The sequence below is a fragment of the Photobacterium sanguinicancri genome (assembly GCF_002265265.1).
Lineage (GTDB): Bacteria > Pseudomonadota > Gammaproteobacteria > Enterobacterales > Vibrionaceae > Photobacterium > Photobacterium sanguinicancri.
The window spans coordinates 14,453-33,563 of the sequence record NZ_NOIF01000037.1 but is presented as its reverse complement, the minus strand read 5'-3'; the positions used below and the strand labels follow the sequence as shown (position 1 = coordinate 33,563).

The 19,111-nt window shown below is 45.2% G+C and carries 20 protein-coding genes; 10 read left to right on the top strand and 10 right to left on the bottom strand.

What is annotated here, in order from left to right; translation table 11 throughout:
* The 5 genes from ASV53_RS08215 to ASV53_RS08195 form a co-directional block, all read right to left on the bottom strand.
* Window positions 1-922 (bottom strand): hydroxymethylglutaryl-CoA lyase (locus tag ASV53_RS08215; protein WP_094956751.1); only part of this gene is annotated, 922 nt, incomplete at its 3' end.
* Entirely contained in the window at window positions 915-1,763 is an 849-nt protein-coding gene (locus tag ASV53_RS08210) for an enoyl-CoA hydratase-related protein (RefSeq protein WP_094956750.1), read from the bottom strand. The genes ASV53_RS08210 and ASV53_RS08215, both read right to left, overlap by 8 nt.
* Before the next feature lie 12 nt (window positions 1,764-1,775).
* Complete coding sequence (locus tag ASV53_RS08205) at window positions 1,776-3,386, bottom strand: carboxyl transferase domain-containing protein (RefSeq protein ID WP_094956749.1); 1,611 nt, start codon at window positions 3,384-3,386, stop codon at window positions 1,776-1,778.
* A 10-nt stretch (window positions 3,387-3,396) separates the two neighbouring features.
* Window positions 3,397-4,566 carry an isovaleryl-CoA dehydrogenase gene (locus tag ASV53_RS08200; protein ID WP_094956748.1) on the bottom strand — a complete coding sequence of 390 codons (1,170 nt, stop codon included), beginning with the start codon at window positions 4,564-4,566 and terminating at the stop codon, window positions 3,397-3,399.
* A 122-nt stretch (window positions 4,567-4,688) separates the two neighbouring features.
* Window positions 4,689-5,054: a MerR family transcriptional regulator gene (locus ASV53_RS08195; RefSeq protein WP_062691199.1), complete on the bottom strand. Its 366-nt coding sequence runs from the start codon at window positions 5,052-5,054 to the stop codon at window positions 4,689-4,691.
* A 210-nt stretch (window positions 5,055-5,264) separates the two neighbouring features.
* Between ASV53_RS08195 and ASV53_RS08190 the strand changes: the two genes are divergently transcribed.
* The 7 genes from ASV53_RS08190 (at window position 5,265) to ASV53_RS08160 (ending at window position 13,163) form a co-directional block, all read left to right on the top strand.
* Complete coding sequence (locus tag ASV53_RS08190) at window positions 5,265-6,581, top strand: thiolase family protein (RefSeq protein WP_094956747.1); 1,317 nt, start codon at window positions 5,265-5,267, stop codon at window positions 6,579-6,581.
* 2 nt (window positions 6,582-6,583) lie between these two features.
* The gene (locus tag ASV53_RS08185; protein ID WP_094956746.1) at window positions 6,584-8,077 is read left to right on the top strand and encodes a CoA-acylating methylmalonate-semialdehyde dehydrogenase; all 1,494 of its coding nucleotides are present in this window, start codon (window positions 6,584-6,586) and stop codon (window positions 8,075-8,077) included.
* 49 nt (window positions 8,078-8,126) lie between these two features.
* A complete protein-coding gene (locus tag ASV53_RS08180) occupies window positions 8,127-9,281 on the top strand; it encodes an acyl-CoA dehydrogenase family protein (RefSeq protein WP_094956745.1) in 1,155 nt (384 codons plus the stop codon).
* Window positions 9,282-9,329: 48 nt separating this feature from the next.
* Window positions 9,330-10,133 (top strand): enoyl-CoA hydratase, encoded by an 804-nt coding sequence (locus ASV53_RS08175; protein WP_094956744.1) that lies wholly within the window; start codon window positions 9,330-9,332, stop codon window positions 10,131-10,133.
* A gap of 59 nt (window positions 10,134-10,192) precedes the next feature.
* A complete protein-coding gene (locus tag ASV53_RS08170) occupies window positions 10,193-11,392 on the top strand; it encodes an enoyl-CoA hydratase/isomerase family protein (RefSeq protein ID WP_094956743.1) in 1,200 nt (399 codons plus the stop codon).
* Window positions 11,393-11,486: 94 nt separating this feature from the next.
* Window positions 11,487-12,386 carry a 3-hydroxyisobutyrate dehydrogenase gene (gene mmsB, locus ASV53_RS08165; RefSeq protein ID WP_094956742.1) on the top strand — a complete coding sequence of 300 codons (900 nt, stop codon included), beginning with the start codon at window positions 11,487-11,489 and terminating at the stop codon, window positions 12,384-12,386.
* Window positions 12,387-12,404: 18 nt separating this feature from the next.
* Window positions 12,405-13,163 (top strand): SDR family oxidoreductase, encoded by a 759-nt coding sequence (locus ASV53_RS08160; protein WP_094956741.1) that lies wholly within the window; start codon window positions 12,405-12,407, stop codon window positions 13,161-13,163.
* Window positions 13,164-13,310: 147 nt separating this feature from the next.
* Here ASV53_RS08160 and ASV53_RS08155 read toward each other — a convergent pair whose 3' ends face one another.
* Both ASV53_RS08155 and ASV53_RS08150 read right to left on the bottom strand, forming a co-directional pair.
* Window positions 13,311-13,553, bottom strand: a complete 243-nt coding sequence (locus tag ASV53_RS08155) for a YgjV family protein (RefSeq protein ID WP_094956740.1) — start codon at window positions 13,551-13,553, stop codon at window positions 13,311-13,313.
* Window positions 13,554-13,610: 57 nt separating this feature from the next.
* Complete coding sequence (locus ASV53_RS08150) at window positions 13,611-14,045, bottom strand: carboxymuconolactone decarboxylase family protein (RefSeq protein WP_094956739.1); 435 nt, start codon at window positions 14,043-14,045, stop codon at window positions 13,611-13,613.
* A 146-nt stretch (window positions 14,046-14,191) separates the two neighbouring features.
* On the opposite strand from ASV53_RS08150, the gene ASV53_RS08145 reads away from it, so the two are divergent.
* Together ASV53_RS08145 and ASV53_RS08140 are read left to right on the top strand one after the other, a co-directional pair.
* Window positions 14,192-15,088 carry a LysR family transcriptional regulator gene (locus tag ASV53_RS08145; protein WP_094956738.1) on the top strand — a complete coding sequence of 299 codons (897 nt, stop codon included), beginning with the start codon at window positions 14,192-14,194 and terminating at the stop codon, window positions 15,086-15,088.
* Window positions 15,089-15,213: 125 nt separating this feature from the next.
* Window positions 15,214-15,699 carry a VOC family protein gene (locus ASV53_RS08140; RefSeq protein ID WP_062691205.1) on the top strand — a complete coding sequence of 162 codons (486 nt, stop codon included), beginning with the start codon at window positions 15,214-15,216 and terminating at the stop codon, window positions 15,697-15,699.
* Between the two features lie 85 nt (window positions 15,700-15,784).
* Here ASV53_RS08140 and ASV53_RS08135 read toward each other — a convergent pair whose 3' ends face one another.
* The 3 genes from ASV53_RS08135 to ASV53_RS08125 all read right to left on the bottom strand — a co-directional run bounded on the left by ASV53_RS08135 (window position 15,785) and on the right by ASV53_RS08125 (window position 17,936).
* Window positions 15,785-16,399 (bottom strand): methyltransferase domain-containing protein, encoded by a 615-nt coding sequence (locus ASV53_RS08135; RefSeq protein WP_062691206.1) that lies wholly within the window; start codon window positions 16,397-16,399, stop codon window positions 15,785-15,787.
* 209 nt (window positions 16,400-16,608) lie between these two features.
* Window positions 16,609-16,716 carry a hypothetical protein gene (locus ASV53_RS08130; protein WP_062691207.1) on the bottom strand — a complete coding sequence of 36 codons (108 nt, stop codon included), beginning with the start codon at window positions 16,714-16,716 and terminating at the stop codon, window positions 16,609-16,611.
* A gap of 314 nt (window positions 16,717-17,030) precedes the next feature.
* Window positions 17,031-17,936 carry a LysR substrate-binding domain-containing protein gene (locus tag ASV53_RS08125; RefSeq protein ID WP_062691208.1) on the bottom strand — a complete coding sequence of 302 codons (906 nt, stop codon included), beginning with the start codon at window positions 17,934-17,936 and terminating at the stop codon, window positions 17,031-17,033.
* A gap of 100 nt (window positions 17,937-18,036) precedes the next feature.
* Here ASV53_RS08125 and ASV53_RS08120 point away from each other — a divergent pair, with 100 nt between their 5' ends.
* Window positions 18,037-18,972: a DMT family transporter gene (locus ASV53_RS08120; RefSeq protein WP_094956737.1), complete on the top strand. Its 936-nt coding sequence runs from the start codon at window positions 18,037-18,039 to the stop codon at window positions 18,970-18,972.
* Window positions 18,973-19,111: the final 139 nt, after the last annotated feature.

Genomic DNA, 19,111 nt, shown 5'->3' with positions numbered 1-19,111 from the left:
AGATGTGTAAGAGACAGCAACTAGGCTTGCTGAATAACGCTAATGAGGTATTTGAGTGAGGGGGAGCCTTTAAAGCTTGACATATTCCCCACCCAGCTTTTGCCACCATCTCTAAATCCACACCTGTTTCGATGCCTAGCCCTTGGCACAAATATAAAACATCTTCTGTCGCCACATTGCCACTCGCACCGGGGGCATAAGGGCAACCGCCTAATCCCGCCACACTTGAATCAATGGTAGCTACACCCATAGTAAGTGCTTGATGCACATTAACTAATGCTTGTCCCCATGTGTTATGAAAGTGCACTGCGACTTGATGGCGAGGGATAACATTCAGCACCGCGTCCAGCATGCGTCCTATTCTGATAGGTGTCCCTGTTCCAATCGTGTCGCCGAGTGAAATTTCATAGCAGCCTAAATCAAAAAGCTTTTTGGCAATGTGAGCAACTTGCTGTGGCGAGGTTGCGCCATCATAAGGGCAATCGATCACACATGAGAGATAGCCGCGCACTTTAATACCATCTAGTTTTGCTTGCTCCATTACAGGGATAAAACGCTCTAAGCTTTCTGATATCGAACAATGAATATTGGATTGGCAAAAACCTTCTGATGCAGAGGTGAAAATAGACACTTGCTCTGCATTAACAGCCATTGCGTCGTTATAGCCTTGAATATTGGGTGTGAGAGCCGAGTAGGTGACCCCCGTTTTACGTTCGATATGTTGGAAAACGCGTGCGGAGTCAGCCATCTGAGGAACACGCTTGGGTGAAACAAATGCCCCTGCTTCAATATGGGTTAACCCTGACTGTGACAGTGCATTAATAAGCGAAATTTTAGCTTGGGTGCCGACAAGAGGCTCATTTTGTAAGCCATCTCGAGCACCCATTTCAGCAATATACACGCGACTAGGGTAATCACTCATTGTGCTTATCCTCATTTTTTTGGCTTGGCTTTGGTTGCCAATTTGGTGGGCGTTTCTCGAAAAATGCACTGATGCCTTCTTGGCCTTCAGGTGAGACTCGCAGGGTCGCAATCATTTCGCTGGTGGTTTGACGAAGGTGTTCATCTATATGTTCGGCGTCACAGGCTTGGCACAGGGACTTAGCTGCACTAAGGGCTATCGGTGCGTTGGCAAGAATGTGTTGGAGCCACTCGTCGCGTGCTTGATCAATATTGGTTGTCGAAATATGGATTAATCCTAGGTTAAGTGCGACTTGGCTTTCTATTATTTCAGCGGTAAGCATATAGCGACGAGCTTGGCGTATGCCTATCGCACGGGTGACATAAGGGCCAATAGTGGCGGGGATCAAGCCAAGCTTCACTTCACTCAAACAAAATTGACTATCAGGGCTGGCTATCGCCATATCACAGCAACAAATAAGCCCTAATGCGCCGCCAAAGGCACAACCTTGTACTAAACACAGTGTAGGGTGAGGGAAGGTATCTAATCGATGCATGAGCAGGGCGAGTCTTTCGGCATCCTCCTGATTTTCTTCTGGTGTCTTATCTGCCATAGATCGCATCCATTGCAAATCAGCCCCTGCCGAAAAGTGTTTACCATTGGCTTGCAGTACTAAAGCGCGAATATTGGGGTTGTTATTGAGTATGGTGAGCTGCTCAATCAATTCAGCGATGATATTGCTATCAAATGCATTGTGTTTCTCTGCCCGATTAAGCGTCAGATAGGCAACCCCGTTCTTTTCTATATTTAACACTATTGATTGCGGCTGTAACTGGTTTGATGATGTGTGATTGATGTTCATGTCGCCCTCTTATTACATGCGGAAAATACCAAATTGACTATCAGGAATAGGGGCGTTAGCCACTGCATTTAGGGCTTGTTTGAGTACATTGCGCGTTTGCTTTGGATCTATGATGCCGTCATCCCATAATCGTGCACTGGCATAATAAGGGTGACTTTCTTGTTCGTATTGCTCAAGAATAGGTTGTTTAAATGCGGCTTCTTGCTTATCGCTCCATGTTTCGCCTTTTCGCTGTTTTATATCGCGTGTCACTTGTGCCAATACGCCAGCAGCTTGTTCACCGCCCATGACCGAAATTCGGGCGTTAGGCCACATCCACATCATAGTGGGGTTATAAGCGCGACCACACATACCGTAGTTTCCTGCGCCGTAAGACCCACCAACAATCACGGTGAATTTAGGTACATCAGCGCAAGCAACGGCCATCACCATTTTGGCGCCATCTTTGGCAATCCCTTTTGCTTCGGCGCGGCTCCCCACCATAAACCCAGTGATGTTTTGTAGAAAAACGAGGGGTATTTTGCGCTTGGTGCAGAGCTCGATAAAGTGGGTACCTTTTTGAGCCGATTCAGAGAATAAGATGCCATTGTTGGCGACGATACCAATAGGGTGACCATGAAGGGTCGCAAATCCACAAATAAGGGTATTGCCATATAGCGCTTTAAATTCATCAAACTCAGATCCATCAACCACTCGCGCAATAACTTCCCGAATATCAAAAGGTTTGCGTAGATCAGTGTTGGTGATGCCATAGAGCTGATCCATATCGTATTTGGGTGGGGTAACTGCACCAGCAGAACCTATCGTTATCGCGGGCTGAGAATTGCTAGTGCGAATGGCTTGGCGTGCTAAGCGTAAGGCATCGTGTTCATCATTCGCATAGTAATCAGCAACGCCTGACTTCATGCAGTGAACCTCTGCGCCACCAAGGGCTTCTGCTGTGGTGATCTCACCTGTTGCTGCTTTGACTAGCGGTGGGCCAGCGAGAAATATGGTGCCTTGTTGTTTGACGATAATAGCAACATCTGCCATGGCAGGAATGTATGCTCCACCTGCGGTACATAGGCCATGGACAACCGCAACTTGTGGGATACCTTTAGCTGACATCCGCGCTTGGTTATAAAAAATTCGGCCAAAATGGTCACGATCAGGGAAGACTTCCGCTTGGTGGGGAAGGTTGGCGCCACCTGAATCGACCAGATAAATACAGGGTAGCTGGCAGCGTTCAGCTATTTCTTGGGCGCGGAGGTGTTTTTTGACGGTCAGCGGGTAATAGGTGCCGCCTTTAACAGAAGGATCGTTAGCGATCACCATGCAGGTGATGCCTTCAACTGTACCAATACCTGCGACAACACCTGCGCAAGGGATAGACTCATCGTACACTCGCCATACGGCAAATTGGCCAATTTCCAAAAACTCACTGTCTTGATCTAATAACGTTTTTACCCGCTCTCTGACTGGTAGCTTTCCTTTGCTAATTTGCCGCTGCTGCGCTTTGTCGCCACCACCTTTTTCTATATGGCGTAGGTTGGCGTTAAGGTTTTCCAGCATTACGGTCATTATTTTGTAGTTGGTGACATACAGAGGATCATTCGGATCTATTTTGCTTTGGATTTGAGTCATATCGTTTTCCTTAGCGAGACTCATCAAATAATTCTCGGCCAATTAGCATGCGACGTATTTCAGAGGTGCCTGCTCCAATTTCATACAGTTTTGCATCTCGCAATAAACGTCCCGCGGGAAACTCATTGATATAGCCATTCCCGCCGAGTAATTGAATCGCATCGAGAGCGAGTTGAGTGGCGAGTTCTGCGCTATATAAAATAACGCCAGCGGCATCTTTGCGGGTGGTTTCGCCACGATCACAGGCTGCGGCGACGGTGTAAACATAACTTCGAGCGGCATTCATACGGGTATACATGTCGGCGACTTTGGCTTGTACTAACTGGAATTCGCCAATGGCGCGGCCAAACTGTTTGCGGTCGTGAACATAGGGGATGACTAAATCGAGGCAAGCACGCATGATCCCCAATGGCCCTGCAGCTAAAACTACGCGCTCGTAATCTAAGCCGCTCATTAAAATATTGACGCCTTGGTTGATTTCACCCAACACATTTGCGGCAGGAACACGGCAATGATCAAACACCAGCTCACAAGTGTTTGAGCCGCGCATCCCGAGTTTATCGAGCTTCTGGGCGTGACTAAAACCCTCAAACTCCCGCTCAATAATAAAAGCAGTAATACCGTGTGCGCCTGCTGTGGGCTCTGTTTTGGCATACACCACTAATACATCAGCATCTGGACCATTGGTGATCCACATTTTGCTGCCCGTGAGTATGAAATCGTCGCCTTGTTGCTCGGCTTTTAATTGCATGCTAACAACATCGGAACCGGCATTGGCTTCACTCATTGCCAGCGCACCAACATGTTCTCCACTGATCAATTCGGGCAGTAAGCGTGCACGCTGTTCATCGTTACCGTTGCGAAAAATTTGATTTACACAAAGGTTAGAGTGGGCGCCATAACTTAGCCCAACAGATGCGGATGCGCGGCTAATTTCTTCCATGGCAATAACGTGGGCAACGTAACCCATGTTCGCGCCACCATATTGCTCATCAACGGTGACGCCGAGTAGTCCCATTTCGCCGAATTTTAACCAAAGTTGATTGGGGAACTGATTGTCACGGTCAATATCGGCCGCCAGAGGTGAAATGGTATCAGAGGCAAATCCAGCGACATGTTCACGGAGCATGTCGTTGGTTTCACCAAGGCCAAAGTTGAGTGGAGTGAAAGCATCTATCATGGTGTTCCCTCTCATATTGTTACGGCTTTCGCAGTAGTGAGGAATGTCATTGAATATCGCTAACGCCTATCTATTACAGTTGTCTATTCGTGTTACTTGTTCACTATTTAGGTTGTGCGGTTTTATTTTTTTATTGCTTGTAGGCAGCGTTGCCGAGCCGCTGTTAACTCGCTCATGACAATGTTGATGTCATTAAGCTGTTGCTGCAAAACAGCCTGTTTCTCATCAATGATGAGTAACATTTGATTGAGTTGAGTATCACTTTGGTCGGTATCGTATAGCTCAAATAATTCACGAATTTCTGCCAGCGAAAATCCCAGTCGTTTGCCACGTAACACCAGCTTTAAGCGGATCTTGTCGCGTCGTTGGTAGATACGCGTTGTGCCATTACGCGTAGGGGCAAGTAACCCAACATCCTCATAAAAACGAATACTGCGCGTTGTAATATCGAACTCTTTCGCCAGTTCGCTGATCTTGAACGTTTCCACAGTAGCACTCCTATATTCCATCGATTAGAAGGCCACAGTCTAGAAGAGTCGTGCTTAGCTAAACTCTATAAAAAAACCTTCGAAGCTGACCCGATGGGACTCTCTGTGTGGACCTGTGTAGGTGCAAATGTTTGCAATTTGTTTCTTTACGTTAACGTAAATGTTAGTGCTATGCTTACGTAAACGTCAAGAAATCGAAAGGACGATGTCATGACGAAACCTATTTCAATCATCGCGGCTAAACGCACCCCGATGGGGAGCTTTCAAGGTGAACTGAGTGGATTGTCTGCCCCTGAATTGGGCGGCTGGGCAATAGCGGCTGCGCTTGAGCAAGCACTATCCTCCAAGCCCGCTGATGTCGATACTTCCACAGATATGCCCGATGAACCCATGAATCGTGCTCCTTCTGCTAATGCTCAGCCTAGCTATGATCAATCAGCTCATGACTTGCTTGTAAATGAAGTGCTGATGGGCTGCGTATTAACTGCTGGTTGTGGGCAAGCTCCTGCTCGTCAGGCGGCATTAAATGCAGGCATTTCTAACTCAGTATCCGCAACTACGATTAATAAAGTGTGTGGCTCTGGCATGAAAACCGTGATGCTGGCGTTTGATCAAATTCAATTAGGCAATAGTCACTGTATTGTCGCAGGGGGAATGGAAAGCATGACCAATGCGCCATACCTGCTACAAAACGCACGGAAAGGCTTTAGGCTTGGTCATCAAACGAGTCTTGACCACCTTTTTTTCGATGGATTACAAGACGCGTTCGAAGGGCACTTGATGGGCGTTTATGGGCAACAGACCGCGGATGATTATGGCTTTACCCGCCAGCAAATGGATGAGTGGGCAATCCGCTCAGCCAAGCGTGCACTCGCCGCACAAGGTAATGGCATGTTTATGGATGAAATTGTTCCTATCGTAATGCCTGATGCACGTCAGCCTCATATCGTTGCGGACGATGAACATCCAAGTGAAATCAAACTCGACAAAATAGCGCAACTTAAGCCAGTGTTTGCCACGCAAGGCACACTAACGGCGGCTAATTCCAGCGCGATATCAGATGGCGCTGCCGCCTTGATCTTAATGGATGCAGAGACCGCGAATCAGCAGCACTACCATGAACTTGCCCGTATGCATGGCCATACGAGCCATGCCCGATCGCCAAATGAATTTACGATTGCACCTGCTTTTGCTTGCCAGCAGTTATTGGAAAATCTGGGATGGTCGGCTGATCAAATTGATCGTTGGGAGATCAACGAAGCGTTTGCTGTGGTGACTCAAATTGCAATCGACAAGCTTAGGATCCGTGCCGATAAGGTGAACGTGAATGGCGGGGCTTGTGCGTTAGGGCACCCAATTGGCGCGAGTGGTGCACGTATTCTTGTATCGTTAATTTATGCGTTAAAACAATACCAACAGACCTTAATCAACCAAGGTGAAAACCGTGCGGTTTATGGCATAGCTTCATTGTGTATTGGCGGTGGTGAAGCAACGGCGATCGCAATTGAGGTCCCGGCGAGGAAATAACTATGGTTCAGTCTGTACCCCTCTATATTGAAGGCGAATTTCGTCAATCTGAATCCAAACAATGGATTGATGTGACCAACCCTGCGACAAATGATGTTATCGCTCAACTCCCTTGTGCTACTGAAGCTGAGATTGATCGCGCAATTGCCCATGCTCAAGCTGCGTTTCTTGAGTGGAAAGAAGTTGCGACGCCTGAACGGGCGCGATTAATGCTCAATTATCAGCATCTACTCAAAACCCACCATGATGAACTTGCGAACTTACTCTCGTTTGAGACAGGAAAAACCACTGTCGATGCGAAAGGGGATGTGTGGCGCGGGATAGAAGTTGTTGAGCAAGCCGCCAATGTTGCAAGCCTAATGATGGGTGAAACGGTTGAGAATGTTGCCACAGATATTGACAGTTATTCATTGATCCAGCCATTAGGCGTGTGCAGCGGTATTACGCCTTTTAACTTTCCAGCCATGATCCCATTGTGGATGTTTCCAATGGCGATCGCCTGTGGCAATACCTTTGTGTTGAAACCGTCGGAACAAGTGCCGCTTACTGCGATGCGATTAGCCGAACTTTTTGAGCAAGCGGGGGCGCCTAAAGGTGTACTGCAAGTTGTTCATGGTCAAAAAGGTCAAGTTGATCAGCTGCTCGCTCATCCTGATATTAAAACCGTGTCTTTTGTTGGCTCTGTGCCTGTGGCGCAATACATCTATCAAACGGCGACTACTCATTTTAAGCGGGTACAAGCGTTTGCTGGGGCTAAGAACCATATGGTTGTGATGCCTGATGCCAATAAGGGTCAAGTCATTAATAACTTGGTAGGGGCATCGGTAGGGGCTGCTGGGCAGCGTTGTATGGCGATTTCTGTCGCTGTGTTTGTTGGTGAAGCCAATAGCTGGCTTCCTGATTTAAAAGCGGCAATGGCAAAAGTGACCCCTGGTGTATGGGATGACGAATCTGCCGCGTATGGCCCTTTGATCAGTGAGGCTGCAAAGTTGCGCGTTGTTAACCTTATCGAGCAAGGCAAGCAGCAGGGAGCGATTTGTGAACTTGATGGGCGTGACTATAGCGTAGACGGGTTTGAGCAAGGAAATTGGCTCGCACCGACTCTATTTAGCGGTGTAACGACGGACATGGCGATTTATCAACAGGAGATTTTTGGCCCTGTTTTATTGTGCATGACGGTTGATAGCTTGGAAGAAGCGATAGCCTTGGTTAACGCAAACCCTTACGGCAATGGTACGTCAATCTTTACGGCCTGTGGCGCGGCTGCACGTAAATACCAGCATCATATTCAAGTGGGACAAGTAGGGATAAATGTACCTATTCCTGTACCACTACCTTTCTTTTCATTCACGGGCTGGCGTGGCAGTTTCTATGGTGATTTACATGCTTACGGTAAGCAAGCCGTTCGCTTTTATACCGAAACTAAAACGGTTACCGCCCGTTGGTTTGATGATGATATTCCAGCGGCATTGAACATGACCATTCAGTTGCGGTAGTGGCGCGTTGCCGTTACTCGATCTACGCCTGAAGAAGTGAGGAGTTACCATGAACTTTGATCTTTCCGATGACCAAGGTGCGTTCGCGGAAGCCGCACAACAGTTTTCGAACCAGCAGCTGTTACCCATGGCTGCTGAGTGGGATCAGAACAGTATTTTCCCTAAAGATGTATTGAAAGCTGCGGGTGAAATGGGCTTTATGAGTCTCTACACTGCGGAATCAAGTGGCGGCATGGGCTTAAATCGCCTTGATGCTTCTATTGTTTTTGAACAACTTGCGATGGGCTGTACCTCTACCACTGCTTTTATGACGATTCATAACATGGTGACATGGATGATCGCGAGTTTCGGTACTGAAGAGGCGAAATCTCAATATTGCCCGCAGCTTGTTACGGGTGAATACCTTGGTTCGTACTGCTTGACCGAAGCGAACGCTGGCTCAGATGCGGCGGCATTAACCACTACGGCCACCAAGCAAGATGATGGCTATGTGATAAATGGCGCGAAAGCCTTTATTTCTGGTGCTGGTGATACCGATGTATTGGTGGTGATGGCACGAACAGGTGAGGCGGGAGCGAAAGGAATTTCTGCCTTTGTGGTGGATGCGCATGCCGATGGGATCAGCTATGGCAGAAAAGAGCCCAAGATGGGCTGGCATAGCCAACCAACGCGTTCAGTCACTTTTGATAAGGTGAAAGTGTCAGCCACTACTTTGTTAGGTAAGGAAGGAGAAGGGTTTATTTTCGCCATGAAAGGGCTTGATGGCGGACGGATTAATATCGCGTCATGCTCGATTGGTACTGCCCAGCAGGCCTTAAATCAGGCAAGACAATATATGACTGAACGTAAGCAATTTGGCCGTTCGTTATCCCAATTTCAAGGGCTGCAATTCAAATTGGCAGATATGGCAACTGAGTTGATTGCCGCCAGACAGCTAGTGCGCTATGCGGCTTTTAAATTGGATCAAGCAGATCCTGAAGCAACAGCTTATTGCGCCATGGCAAAACGCTATGCGACTGATGTGGGTTTTAAGGTGTGCGATCAAGCCTTACAGATCTTTGGTGGTTATGGCTATATTCAAGAATACCCACTTGAGCGTTATTGTCGTGATGTTCGTGTGCATCAAATTTTAGAAGGTACCAATGAAATCATGCGTTTGATCATCGCCCGCAGGGTGCTAAGCGAGGGTGTTGATTTGCTTTAGTCGGTCAAGAACCGAGCATTAAGAATCAGGGGTAGCTGAGGGGGAATAATGAAGCCTGAATTTCAATCACAACAAAAGAGTAGTGCGATAAAGGCTGAGCAGCATGGACATGTCGCCTTGCTTACACTGAATAATCCGCCTGCTAATACTTGGACGGCTGACAGCCTGATTCAATTTAAGCAGATCATTGAATCGCTCAATGCGGATAAAAATATCTATGCCTGCGTGATCACAGGTGAAGGTAGTAAGTTTTTCTCCGCAGGTGCGGATTTAAAACTCTTTGCTGATGGTAACAAAGCGGTTGCGCTTGATATGGCACGGTTGTTTGGCGAAGCCTTTGAAACACTCTCTGCATTTCGTGGGGTGTCTATTGCGGCCATTAATGGTTACGCGATGGGCGGTGGTTTAGAAGTGGCGTTAGCGTGTGATATTCGTATAGCGGAAACGCAAGCTGTGATGGCACTGCCAGAAGCTAAAGTCGGACTATTGCCTTGCGCGGGGGGTACGCAAAACCTCACTTGGCTGGTGGGTGAAGGCTGGGCAAAACGTATTATTTTATGTGGTGAACAGATAAGTGCAGAGCAGGCATTAACTATTAAATTGGTCGAAGAAGTGGTTGAGGTGGGTGAGAGTGTGAATGCAGCACTAGCGCTTGCCAAGTCGGTGGGGAGTCAGTCGCCTTCATCGGTAACAGCCTGTAAGGCATTGATCCAAAACTGCCGTTCACAATCGCATCAACATGGCTTAATGAAAGAACGAGAATTGTTTGTACGCTTATTTGATACCGAAGATCAGCAAGAGGGCGTTCAAGCCTTTTTAGAAAAGCGCTCACCGCAATGGAAAAATCAGTAGCAGTAATAAATACCCAGTAAGAAGTATTAATTAGAACAATGAATAAGTGAGGGATAGCTATGGCGGGCACAGTTAACTTTCAATTGCTTGCATCGAAAAGTGGTCACTTAATTGGGGTGGCTGAACTCGATAACCAAGCATCGTTAAATGCATTAAGTTTCGAAATGATTGAGCTACTTTATCATCAACTGTTGCAATGGCAACGCGATGATATGGTTAGCTGTGTTGTACTGTGTGGTGCAGGCGACAAGGCATTCTGTGCGGGTGGTGATGTGAGAGCGATGTACCATGCCATGTATGAAGGAGCCTCTCAGAGTGATGCTCAAAAGCATCAAAGTGAGGATCAAGCCGAACATCAAGATAATCCGCACACTCAGGCGAGCGAGTTTCTGACGCGCTACTTCACGTTAGAGTACCAATGCGATTACCTGATCCACACCTATAGCAAACCTATCATTGCTTGGGGGGATGGTATTGTCATGGGCGGTGGAATTGGCTTGTATGTGGGCGCGAGTCACCGTGTACTCACTGAGCGATCTAAACTTGCGATGCCCGAAATTACTATCGGTTTATACCCCGATGTGGGTGGAACCTGGTTCTTAAATCAATTGCCGAAGGGGATCGGCCTTTTCTTGGGGCTGACAGGTGCTGTGATTAATGCCTCTGATGCGCTGGCGCTCGATATTGCTGAGCATATTATTCCCGTTGATCATAAAGATCAGTTGTTGGACGAGCTGATTCAACTTCCTTGGCAAGCCAGTGATAACCCTCACTTGTTGGTGGATCAAGCGCTGGTGAATTTGAGTGTGGCTGTGCAAACTGATCTTGTACTTCCAACTAAGCAATTAGCGCCTTATTTCGATCAGATCCAAGCTGCATGCATGGTCGATGATCTTCACCTGATCTCAAGCAATATTCATGCATTAATCGCTAACGATAAATGGATGGAAAGGGCAAAAGCGACCATGGCGGCAGGTAGCCCTATATCGGCACATATCTGTTTTCGTCAAGTCACCCAGTATGCCCACCTAGATCTCGCCGACTGTTTTCGACTAGAACTGAGTTTATCGGTTCGCTGTGGTGAACTAGGGGAATTTCAAGAAGGTGTTCGTGCGCGTTTAATCGATAAAACCGGTGATCCTAAATGGTTATTTCCTACGGTTGAGCAAGTCGAAGTCAGCGTTATTGACACGCTATTTACGTCGTTATGGCCAGAAGAGAGTCATCCATTAGCTGGTTTAACGAGCAATGGTTTTTGAACATCGAAAGTTGAAATTGGACTCAGATGGAATGTGAGTTACCCCGTTGAATCGCGCTTTGTGCTTTAGCATCCCTGTAAGAATAGGAGTCATCATGAATACGATTGCGTTTATTGGCCTTGGTAACATGGGTTCACCTATGGTGAAAAACTTACTCAAAGCAGGTTGTTCTGTTCGCGTTTTCGATATTAATGAAACGGCCGCGAAAGCATTATCGCCTCTGGGGGCGGTCGTTGCGCATTCATTGGAAGATGCTGTAAAAGGCGTCGATACTGTCATTACCATGCTACCTGCGGGTGAACATGTTCGCGCAGTCTATTTAGGTGATCATCACGGTGGTGTTGGTTTACTCAACATGGTGAGTGCGAATACTTTCTTAATCGATTCATCAACCATAGATCCTGACTCAGCACGATTAGTTGCTAATGAAGCCCACAATAAAGCGTTGGAGTTTGTCGATGCGCCTGTTTCTGGTGGTGTGGCAGGGGCAGAGGCGGGCACTCTAACGTTTATTGTCGGTGGGTCGAACATTGGGTTTCAGCAAGCACAGAAAGTTCTCCAACATGTGGGTAAGAATATCTTCCATGCAGGGCAGGCTGGTGACGGTCAAATGGCCAAAATCTGTAATAACCTGATGCTGGGAATACAAATGGCAGGTGCCTGTGAAGCCCTTAGTCTGGGTATAGATAACGGGCTCGACCCTAAAGTGTTGTCCGATATCATGTTGCAAAGCTCAGGGCGTAACTGGGCGTTAGAGCTCTATAATCCTTGCCCTGGTGTTATGCCAAACGTGCCCGCTAGTAACCAGTATCAGCCCGGTTTCATGAGTAAGCTGATGTTAAAAGACTTAGGGCTAGGGGCTGATGCTGCTCTAAAAAGCCAAAGTGCGATCCCGATGGGCAGTTTAGCCCGAAACTTATACGCGTTTCACAATGCGAGAGGAAATGAAGCACTAGACTTTTCGAGTATTTTTAAAATGTATTCAAAGAAATAGTGAGAAGGATTTTCGCCCATGGATATTAAAGAGAGCGTGATTGCAATAACGGGGGCAGGACAAGGATTAGGTCAAATGATGGCAATCACATTGGCACAGCTAGGGGCAGATCTCGCCTTAATTGATGTGAATGAAGAGGCCCTTCGTCAAACGCAAGACCAATGCCACATGCTCAGTGCTCGCGCCATGATTTACAAAACAGACGTGACCAATGAGGCTGATGTTGAAACCGCATTTAGCAATATTGTTGAAGATTTTGGTCAGCTTGATGGTTTAATCAATAATGCGGGTGTACTTCGAGATGGGTTATTGGTTAAGCAAAAAGAAGGTGTCTTGTCGAAGATGTCATTAGAGCAGTTTACTACCGTGATGAATGTGAACGTGAACGGTACCTTCTTATGTGGCCGTGAAGCCGCAGCGAAAATGATAGAGACTCAGCGCCAAGGGGTGATCATTAATATTTCGAGTGTGGCACGGGCGGGGAATATTGGCCAAACTAACTATGCGGCATCAAAAGCAGCAGTAGCGACGATGGCGGTATGTTGGGCGAAAGAGCTAAGCCGATACGGGATCCGCGCAGCTGCGATTGCGCCAGGCGTTATCAAAACAGCCATGGCGGATCAGCTTAAACCAGAAGCCATAGAACGGCTTGATAAAATGGTGCCACTAGGACGTATTGGTGATGCTGGCGAGGTTGCCCATACCGTTAAGTTCATTCTTGAAAATGATTACCTAACCGGCCGCGTCATTGAAGTGGATGGCGGTATGCGGATGTAAGCTTGGAGTGAACTAACTTAATTAGCTTGGTATCACAGGACAATTATATAACAGCGCAACTATATAACAGTGCAATTCAGAAAATGGCCTAAAGGGTTTGTCCTTTAGGCCATTTTTCATAAATCGCGCTTTGGCTATGTTTATATTCTATGCAATGGAGTGTGGAAGTTTGACTTTTTCGTTATGTATTTTTAGAAGAAAGTAAACATTAACACAGGCGATAAAGCCATTCGTTACCGCGACAGGCCATGCGTTAATCAGCAACGCATAGGTAGTGAAAAGCATGCAACCAATAAAATTGAGAACACGCAGTTTCACGATATTTTTCATTGTTAGTGATAGAGCAATCATTATCGATGCTGCGTACCCTAACATCTCCACTGTATTCATTATTTATTCCGAAATAGTAATTTTATTTAATCACAGGTAATTAAGGGTAATTCAAAATTAGTGCTGCATTTTGGTCGCAAGCGCAAAGCGATTCCATGCATTGATTGTGATGGTTTGCATCATAGCTTGAGCTGTTTGTTGCTCACCAAAGTGCGCAATACAAGCTTGGTAAGTTGCATCAGAAACACCGACTTGGTGAATGAGTGTCATTTCGTCGACTAATTGCAGCAGTGCTTGCTCTTTCTGGTCAAAACGTGGTGATTCTTTCCATGCAGAAAGTGCAAAAATCTTTTGTTGTTCCACACCCAGCTCTAATGCCGCTTTTGTGTGCATTTCAATGCAATATGCACATTGGTTAATCATTGAGGCTCTTAGTTTGATTAGCTCTTTTAATGCAGCCGTTAATTCGGTAGTAGCAAGGTAACCTTCCAGACCTAGCATAGCGGTTAGTGCTTTAGGTTGAACTTCTGCGATAGCGATACGGTTATTCATAATGTTACCTTTAGTATAAATTTATATATGGAGTTGATTTATAAGTTGGTGCGTCTTATCGACAAGATGAATTGTGCGCTAAAATACCTGAGTGCAGAATAGCTATTGAACCTAAATAAGTTTTGCGTAATTCGCAAAGGTGGGAAATGTTAAATCAAATTAGAATATTAGCGCAGGTTGTCGAATCGGGTAGTTTTTCCAAAGCAGGGCTGGCGCTAAATATGGCACCGTCCTCGATATCTAGATCAATAGATAGCCTGGAGCATACGCTGCAATCAACACTGTTTAGACGTAGTACGCGTAGCGTATCTTTAACCGAAGAAGGTGAGTATTTTTATCAAGAATCGATAAAATTATTGTTTGATGCCAATAAGTTAATCTCAGAGATGAAAGGGGACCGCGCTGAGCCGCAAGGAATGCTGCGTATTTCAGTATTTGAAAGCTTTGGTAATTTGGTTCTAGCTCCTTTATTACCTCGTTTTTTAGCGCAATATCCAAAAGTGAAAGTGGAAATTGATTTAGATAATCACATGGTTGATTTGCACAGCGAGAATATAGATATCGCGATTCGCATTGGTACACCACAAGACAGTAATTTGAAAGCGCGTAAGTTAATGCCAAACCTTACGTCTTTGGTGGCAACGCCTGAATATCTTGCTGCTCATCCTGAAATTAAACAGCCTGAAGACTTACAACACCACAATTGCTTATTAATAAGTCATGCACGGCAGCGCAATTATTTCTACTTTTCGAATGATACAGAGCAGCGGCGCGTTCCCGTTAGCGGCAATTTAGCGTCACGAGGGGGCTCGCCATTGCTAAGCGCTGCGTTATGCGGATCGGGTGTATTACTACTCTCTACATGGATGGTGGAGCCGTATTTGAAATCTCAGCAGCTGGTAGAAGTACTACCTATCTGGACGGCGAGATCTTCTGAGCATGATAGCGGTGAAATTTTTGCTGTTTACAAGGGTATGGAATATCCCAAGCCCCATATAAGAGCATGGTTGGATTTTTTGGTTAAAGAACTCACTAGCTCTTAGATGTTCAATTATAATTTTAAATTATCATTTAAATAAAATTTGATAATTTCAAGTAATCATTAGCTTTCCATATACTCACTCCATCGAAACAAAACGCGAACCGAATATTGAATCTGGAGCTAGTTATGAAAATGAATCACGTAGGTATCATGGTGGGTGACATGGATAAAGCCGTTGAGTTTTATACCAATGCACTGGGTCTTAAAATCGTGATGGGTAATACCAAAGTTGAAGAAGAACGTGAGACTGCAATCGGTCGTATGTGTATCGCTGTTTTTGGTGAAGGCTTTAAAGGTTTCAACATTGCGCATTTAGTCACAACCGATGGCATTGGTGTTGAGTTATTTGAAATGAAAGAGCGCCAAGCACGACATGAAGTTGATTTTTCTCGAATTGGTATTTTCCATTTCTGTCTGCAAACCGATGATTTTGATGGTGTGATTGCACGTACAGAAGAATTTGGCGGCAAAGTACGTATGGACATTATGCGTTACCACCCTGAAGATGATAATAATCAAGCTAAAATGGTTTACCTAGAAGACCCGTTTGGTAATTTATTCGAGCTTTACTCTCACACTTATGAAGAAACCTATGCGTCAGAGTATGAGTAATCAACTTAGGTATAGAGATTGAAGTTTCAGACTGAGAAGGATTGGCAGTAGTGCCAATCCTTTTTTGATCGATTTTGGTGGTATTTCAGGTGGGGGTTTTAGATTTTTTTAATACAACCGTGAAGTCGTCTTTAGAATATTTGTCCTCGATATAGCAGTCGCTTGATAAGTTGCGGCAATAAGATAGGACATGCTCGGAGTGATAACCCTTTAGCAGGGTATCTTCAGGAAACGTCTTTGCATTGAGCAAATTGAAGATCACTACTTCATTAGCAGCTTGGTACATTCTATCGATCATATTAACGAGGTAGTTAGAGTCACAGCTATGGTAGTTAAGAGAGCCTGAGGCAATTACAATGTCGTGCTTTGGCAAAGTGTCTCGGGCAAAGTCAGCGTTAAAGAATTTACTTGCCGTTAATTGGCGTATCTTCGCCTCTTGAATGAAGGCTTTCTGCTGGTCGAAACCTGTGTAATACGCAATATCGTAGTACTGATCAATAAAGGGCTTAAAGTCACCGTAGCCGCACCCTAAATCGAGCACGCTTTTATGATTGAAATCGTGTTGTTTCGCTATGATACGAAAGCGTGACAGTTGTGATTCTTCATCTCGCCAACCAAGAATTTTAGGTGGGTTATCAGGCCACTTTTTATTCCTGTCTTTGTGATAAAAATAGATGTTTAGGCGATCAAGAAAATTCACATTATTTCCTTTGGTAAAGGTTTGTAAGCCATACAGTTATAACTATAGCGATTAAGCCGACTGTGCAGCTTGATACCAATACGATTGGTGGTCGTTTTTATTAAGAACGTCTGGAGTCAAAGATAAAAACCAGTTACTACATCAGAGTAATAACTGGCTGTGATCTTGAGAGGGGAGGTGATGGCTCTGAAGTCGTTTAGTGACTGGAACTATGGCCCATAGAAAGCAACGTATAGTGCCATTCCGCCACCAATCACAAACATGATCATCGCCATAAAAGCGGCAACCTTGTTCAATACTGTAAATAGCTTATCCATGATATCTCCTCGTACTTTGGCGCTAATGTGCCATAAAAGCCTGTAGGTTTCGAGTGCGAAGTTGCAACAAAATACAAAAGCGTAATCAAGCCTTCATCGTTTTATTGCTAATGCTGCTGTAGCCCTACTCACTATCCTTAAAATTGGCGTGATATAGCTATATGTATTATACCGTTTGCTATAAAACCTCTGTTTAGTACTTATTGTGATTGTATAAGATTTTATCTTTTAGGAGAGTATTTATTGCGATTCCATGAGTAAAATTTCAATTCGTGCTTGCTGTTTTACTAATATAAAAATCTCTGCAATCAGGATTAATGCGGTTCCATTTCATCACACTGACGCCTTAACCATGCACCTAGCTTGCGTATATTAGGTTGATCGGCACAGCTTTCTTTATAAGTGAAATAGAAATTATCACCAGTAGGAAGGTCGTGTAATGGAATACGTACTAATTCATGCTGATTCTCTTCTTCAGTCATAAAATAGTGGTTCAATAGCGCGATCCCTTGATTGTAGCGCGCAGCCTCTGCCGAGAGTAGCAGATGGCTGAAATAGTGCATTTGAGCATGGTTAGGTAACGGGAACTGTCCTAATTGACACCATGTTCGCCAATCATCACCTTCTTTGCCCGCTGGCAGTACGGATTTTACGGATAAAAGCGGGAAGTCCCAAAGTGCATCAGGCATAGCTTGGTCTTTGATTTTGTCCCATACCTGCTTACTACACACAGGGTAGAGTCGTTCGTTATAAAGAAGTTCACTGGTGTATTTGGCTTTGGGCGGCTTACAAGTAATAAAGCAATCGGCAGTCTGATCGTTAAAGTCGGGTTCGTCAGCAACCATGGTTAAAGATAGATCTATTTCTGGGTATTCTTGCCGAAGTTTATCAAGGCGAGGGATAAGCCATTTAACGGCTAAGGTGCTATACATTGCTAGCCGTAATTGGCTTTTTTTTCCTTCTTTTATGACATTGCTGGCATGGGCAATATCTTGTAGCGCATTACTGACTGTATCGTAATAGTGCTTACCTTCATCGCTAAGGGAAAGTAGCCTGCCTTGACGAATAAACAGTGGTTTTCCTAAATAATCTTCGAGTAATTTCACTTGATGACTCACCGCACTTTGAGTGACATTGAGCACCTCGGCAGCTTGCGAAAAACTGTTATGACGGGCGACGGCTTCAAAGCAATGAACAGCACGAAGTGGGGGAAGTTTCATTATCGAAATAACTCATACTAAAGTAATATTTATCATTATACTTCATTTTAAAGATTGAATACGCTGCATAAAAATTTCACTAAGTTTAAGAGCATGTTCAATGTCTAATAAATCTGTCGGCTATGCGATGTTGTTACTGATTGTCGGTAATTTAATTGCGGTATTCTCTGATGCGCTGATCAAAACACTTGGTGATGGTGTGGCGGTGTTTCAGTTTGTCTTTTTCCGCCAACTAACAGCGGTGATTATTTTATTGCCATTTTGTGCCAAAAGTTCATTACCTGAATTAACCAGTGGTTTGAAGTGGCATGCACTTCGTGCCCATATTTGGCTTTTTGGCGCTGTTTTTATGGTTTTCGCCATTAATTCGATGCCACTAGCAACTGCGAATGCCATTTTCTATGCCGCTCCTCTTATTATGCTGCCGCTGGCGTTTGTTTTCTTCCGTGAAAAGCTGAGTAAGCAGTCTGTTTTAACTGGTGTGATTGGCTTTATTGGTGTGCTGGTGGTTATCCGTCCAACACACATTGATTGGGCCGCTATTTCTGCATTGGTTGTTGCGCTAACCTTGGCCGGAAATAATCTGCTGATTCGTAAATTACCGACTCACCAGACGGTTGCACAAACCTTACTGTTAACGAATCTAGTTGGTATGCCTGCGTCATTCGGGTTAGCGCTGTGGGAAGGTGAAGCGTGGAATTGGGCGCCTTTACTGACTGCTGCGGGATCAAGCTTTTTTATTCTTATCTATGCCGCCACATGTGTCGTTGCCTATCGTTCGGTTGAAAGTAATAAAATTGCCAGTGCTGAATACAGTGGTTTATTAGGTGCCGTGCTAGTCGGCATTGTGTGGTTTGGTGAAATGCCTGAGATTGAAATGCTAATTGGAGCTGCGTTAATCATCCTGCCTTTATTATTATTGGCGAAGGTTGAGCAAAAACAAAAAAGAGCACGAAAAAAAGAGGTACAAGACGTTGTAGAAATGTCACTTGAATCTGACTTTTCGTTAGCGACAGACCCCACTGTAGAGCGATGAAAATTCATCAAGAATAAGGATATAAGTTGTGCGTGTCTCTGTTGAATAAAATGCAGTAAAAACAGAGAGTAGCATTATGGTAGCACTGAATGTGACCTTGATCTCTCAGCCTCACTTCTACGCCTGCAATAAAGTGCTT

Excerpts from the sequence above, each read along its gene's own strand:
- ASV53_RS08210 (WP_094956750.1), bottom strand. The coding sequence starts at position 1,763 with ATGAACATCAATCACACATCATCAAACCAGTTACAGCCGCAATCAATA.
- ASV53_RS08205 (WP_094956749.1), bottom strand. The coding sequence starts at position 3,386 with ATGACTCAAATCCAAAGCAAAATAGATCCGAATGATCCTCTGTATGTC.
- ASV53_RS08200 (WP_094956748.1), bottom strand. The coding sequence starts at position 4,566 with ATGATAGATGCTTTCACTCCACTCAACTTTGGCCTTGGTGAAACCAAC.
- ASV53_RS08190 (WP_094956747.1), top strand. The coding sequence starts at position 5,265 with ATGACGAAACCTATTTCAATCATCGCGGCTAAACGCACCCCGATGGGG.
- ASV53_RS08185 (WP_094956746.1), top strand. The coding sequence starts at position 6,584 with ATGGTTCAGTCTGTACCCCTCTATATTGAAGGCGAATTTCGTCAATCT.
- ASV53_RS08180 (WP_094956745.1), top strand. The coding sequence starts at position 8,127 with ATGAACTTTGATCTTTCCGATGACCAAGGTGCGTTCGCGGAAGCCGCA.
- ASV53_RS08175 (WP_094956744.1), top strand. The coding sequence starts at position 9,330 with ATGAAGCCTGAATTTCAATCACAACAAAAGAGTAGTGCGATAAAGGCT.
- ASV53_RS08170 (WP_094956743.1), top strand. The coding sequence starts at position 10,193 with ATGGCGGGCACAGTTAACTTTCAATTGCTTGCATCGAAAAGTGGTCAC.
- mmsB (WP_094956742.1), top strand. The coding sequence starts at position 11,487 with ATGAATACGATTGCGTTTATTGGCCTTGGTAACATGGGTTCACCTATG.
- ASV53_RS08160 (WP_094956741.1), top strand. The coding sequence starts at position 12,405 with ATGGATATTAAAGAGAGCGTGATTGCAATAACGGGGGCAGGACAAGGA.
- ASV53_RS08155 (WP_094956740.1), bottom strand. The coding sequence starts at position 13,553 with ATGAATACAGTGGAGATGTTAGGGTACGCAGCATCGATAATGATTGCT.
- ASV53_RS08150 (WP_094956739.1), bottom strand. The coding sequence starts at position 14,045 with ATGAATAACCGTATCGCTATCGCAGAAGTTCAACCTAAAGCACTAACC.
- ASV53_RS08145 (WP_094956738.1), top strand. The coding sequence starts at position 14,192 with ATGTTAAATCAAATTAGAATATTAGCGCAGGTTGTCGAATCGGGTAGT.
- ASV53_RS08140 (WP_062691205.1), top strand. The coding sequence starts at position 15,214 with ATGAAAATGAATCACGTAGGTATCATGGTGGGTGACATGGATAAAGCC.
- ASV53_RS08130 (WP_062691207.1), bottom strand. The coding sequence starts at position 16,716 with ATGGATAAGCTATTTACAGTATTGAACAAGGTTGCCGCTTTTATGGCG.
- ASV53_RS08125 (WP_062691208.1), bottom strand. The coding sequence starts at position 17,936 with ATGAAACTTCCCCCACTTCGTGCTGTTCATTGCTTTGAAGCCGTCGCC.
- ASV53_RS08120 (WP_094956737.1), top strand. The coding sequence starts at position 18,037 with ATGTCTAATAAATCTGTCGGCTATGCGATGTTGTTACTGATTGTCGGT.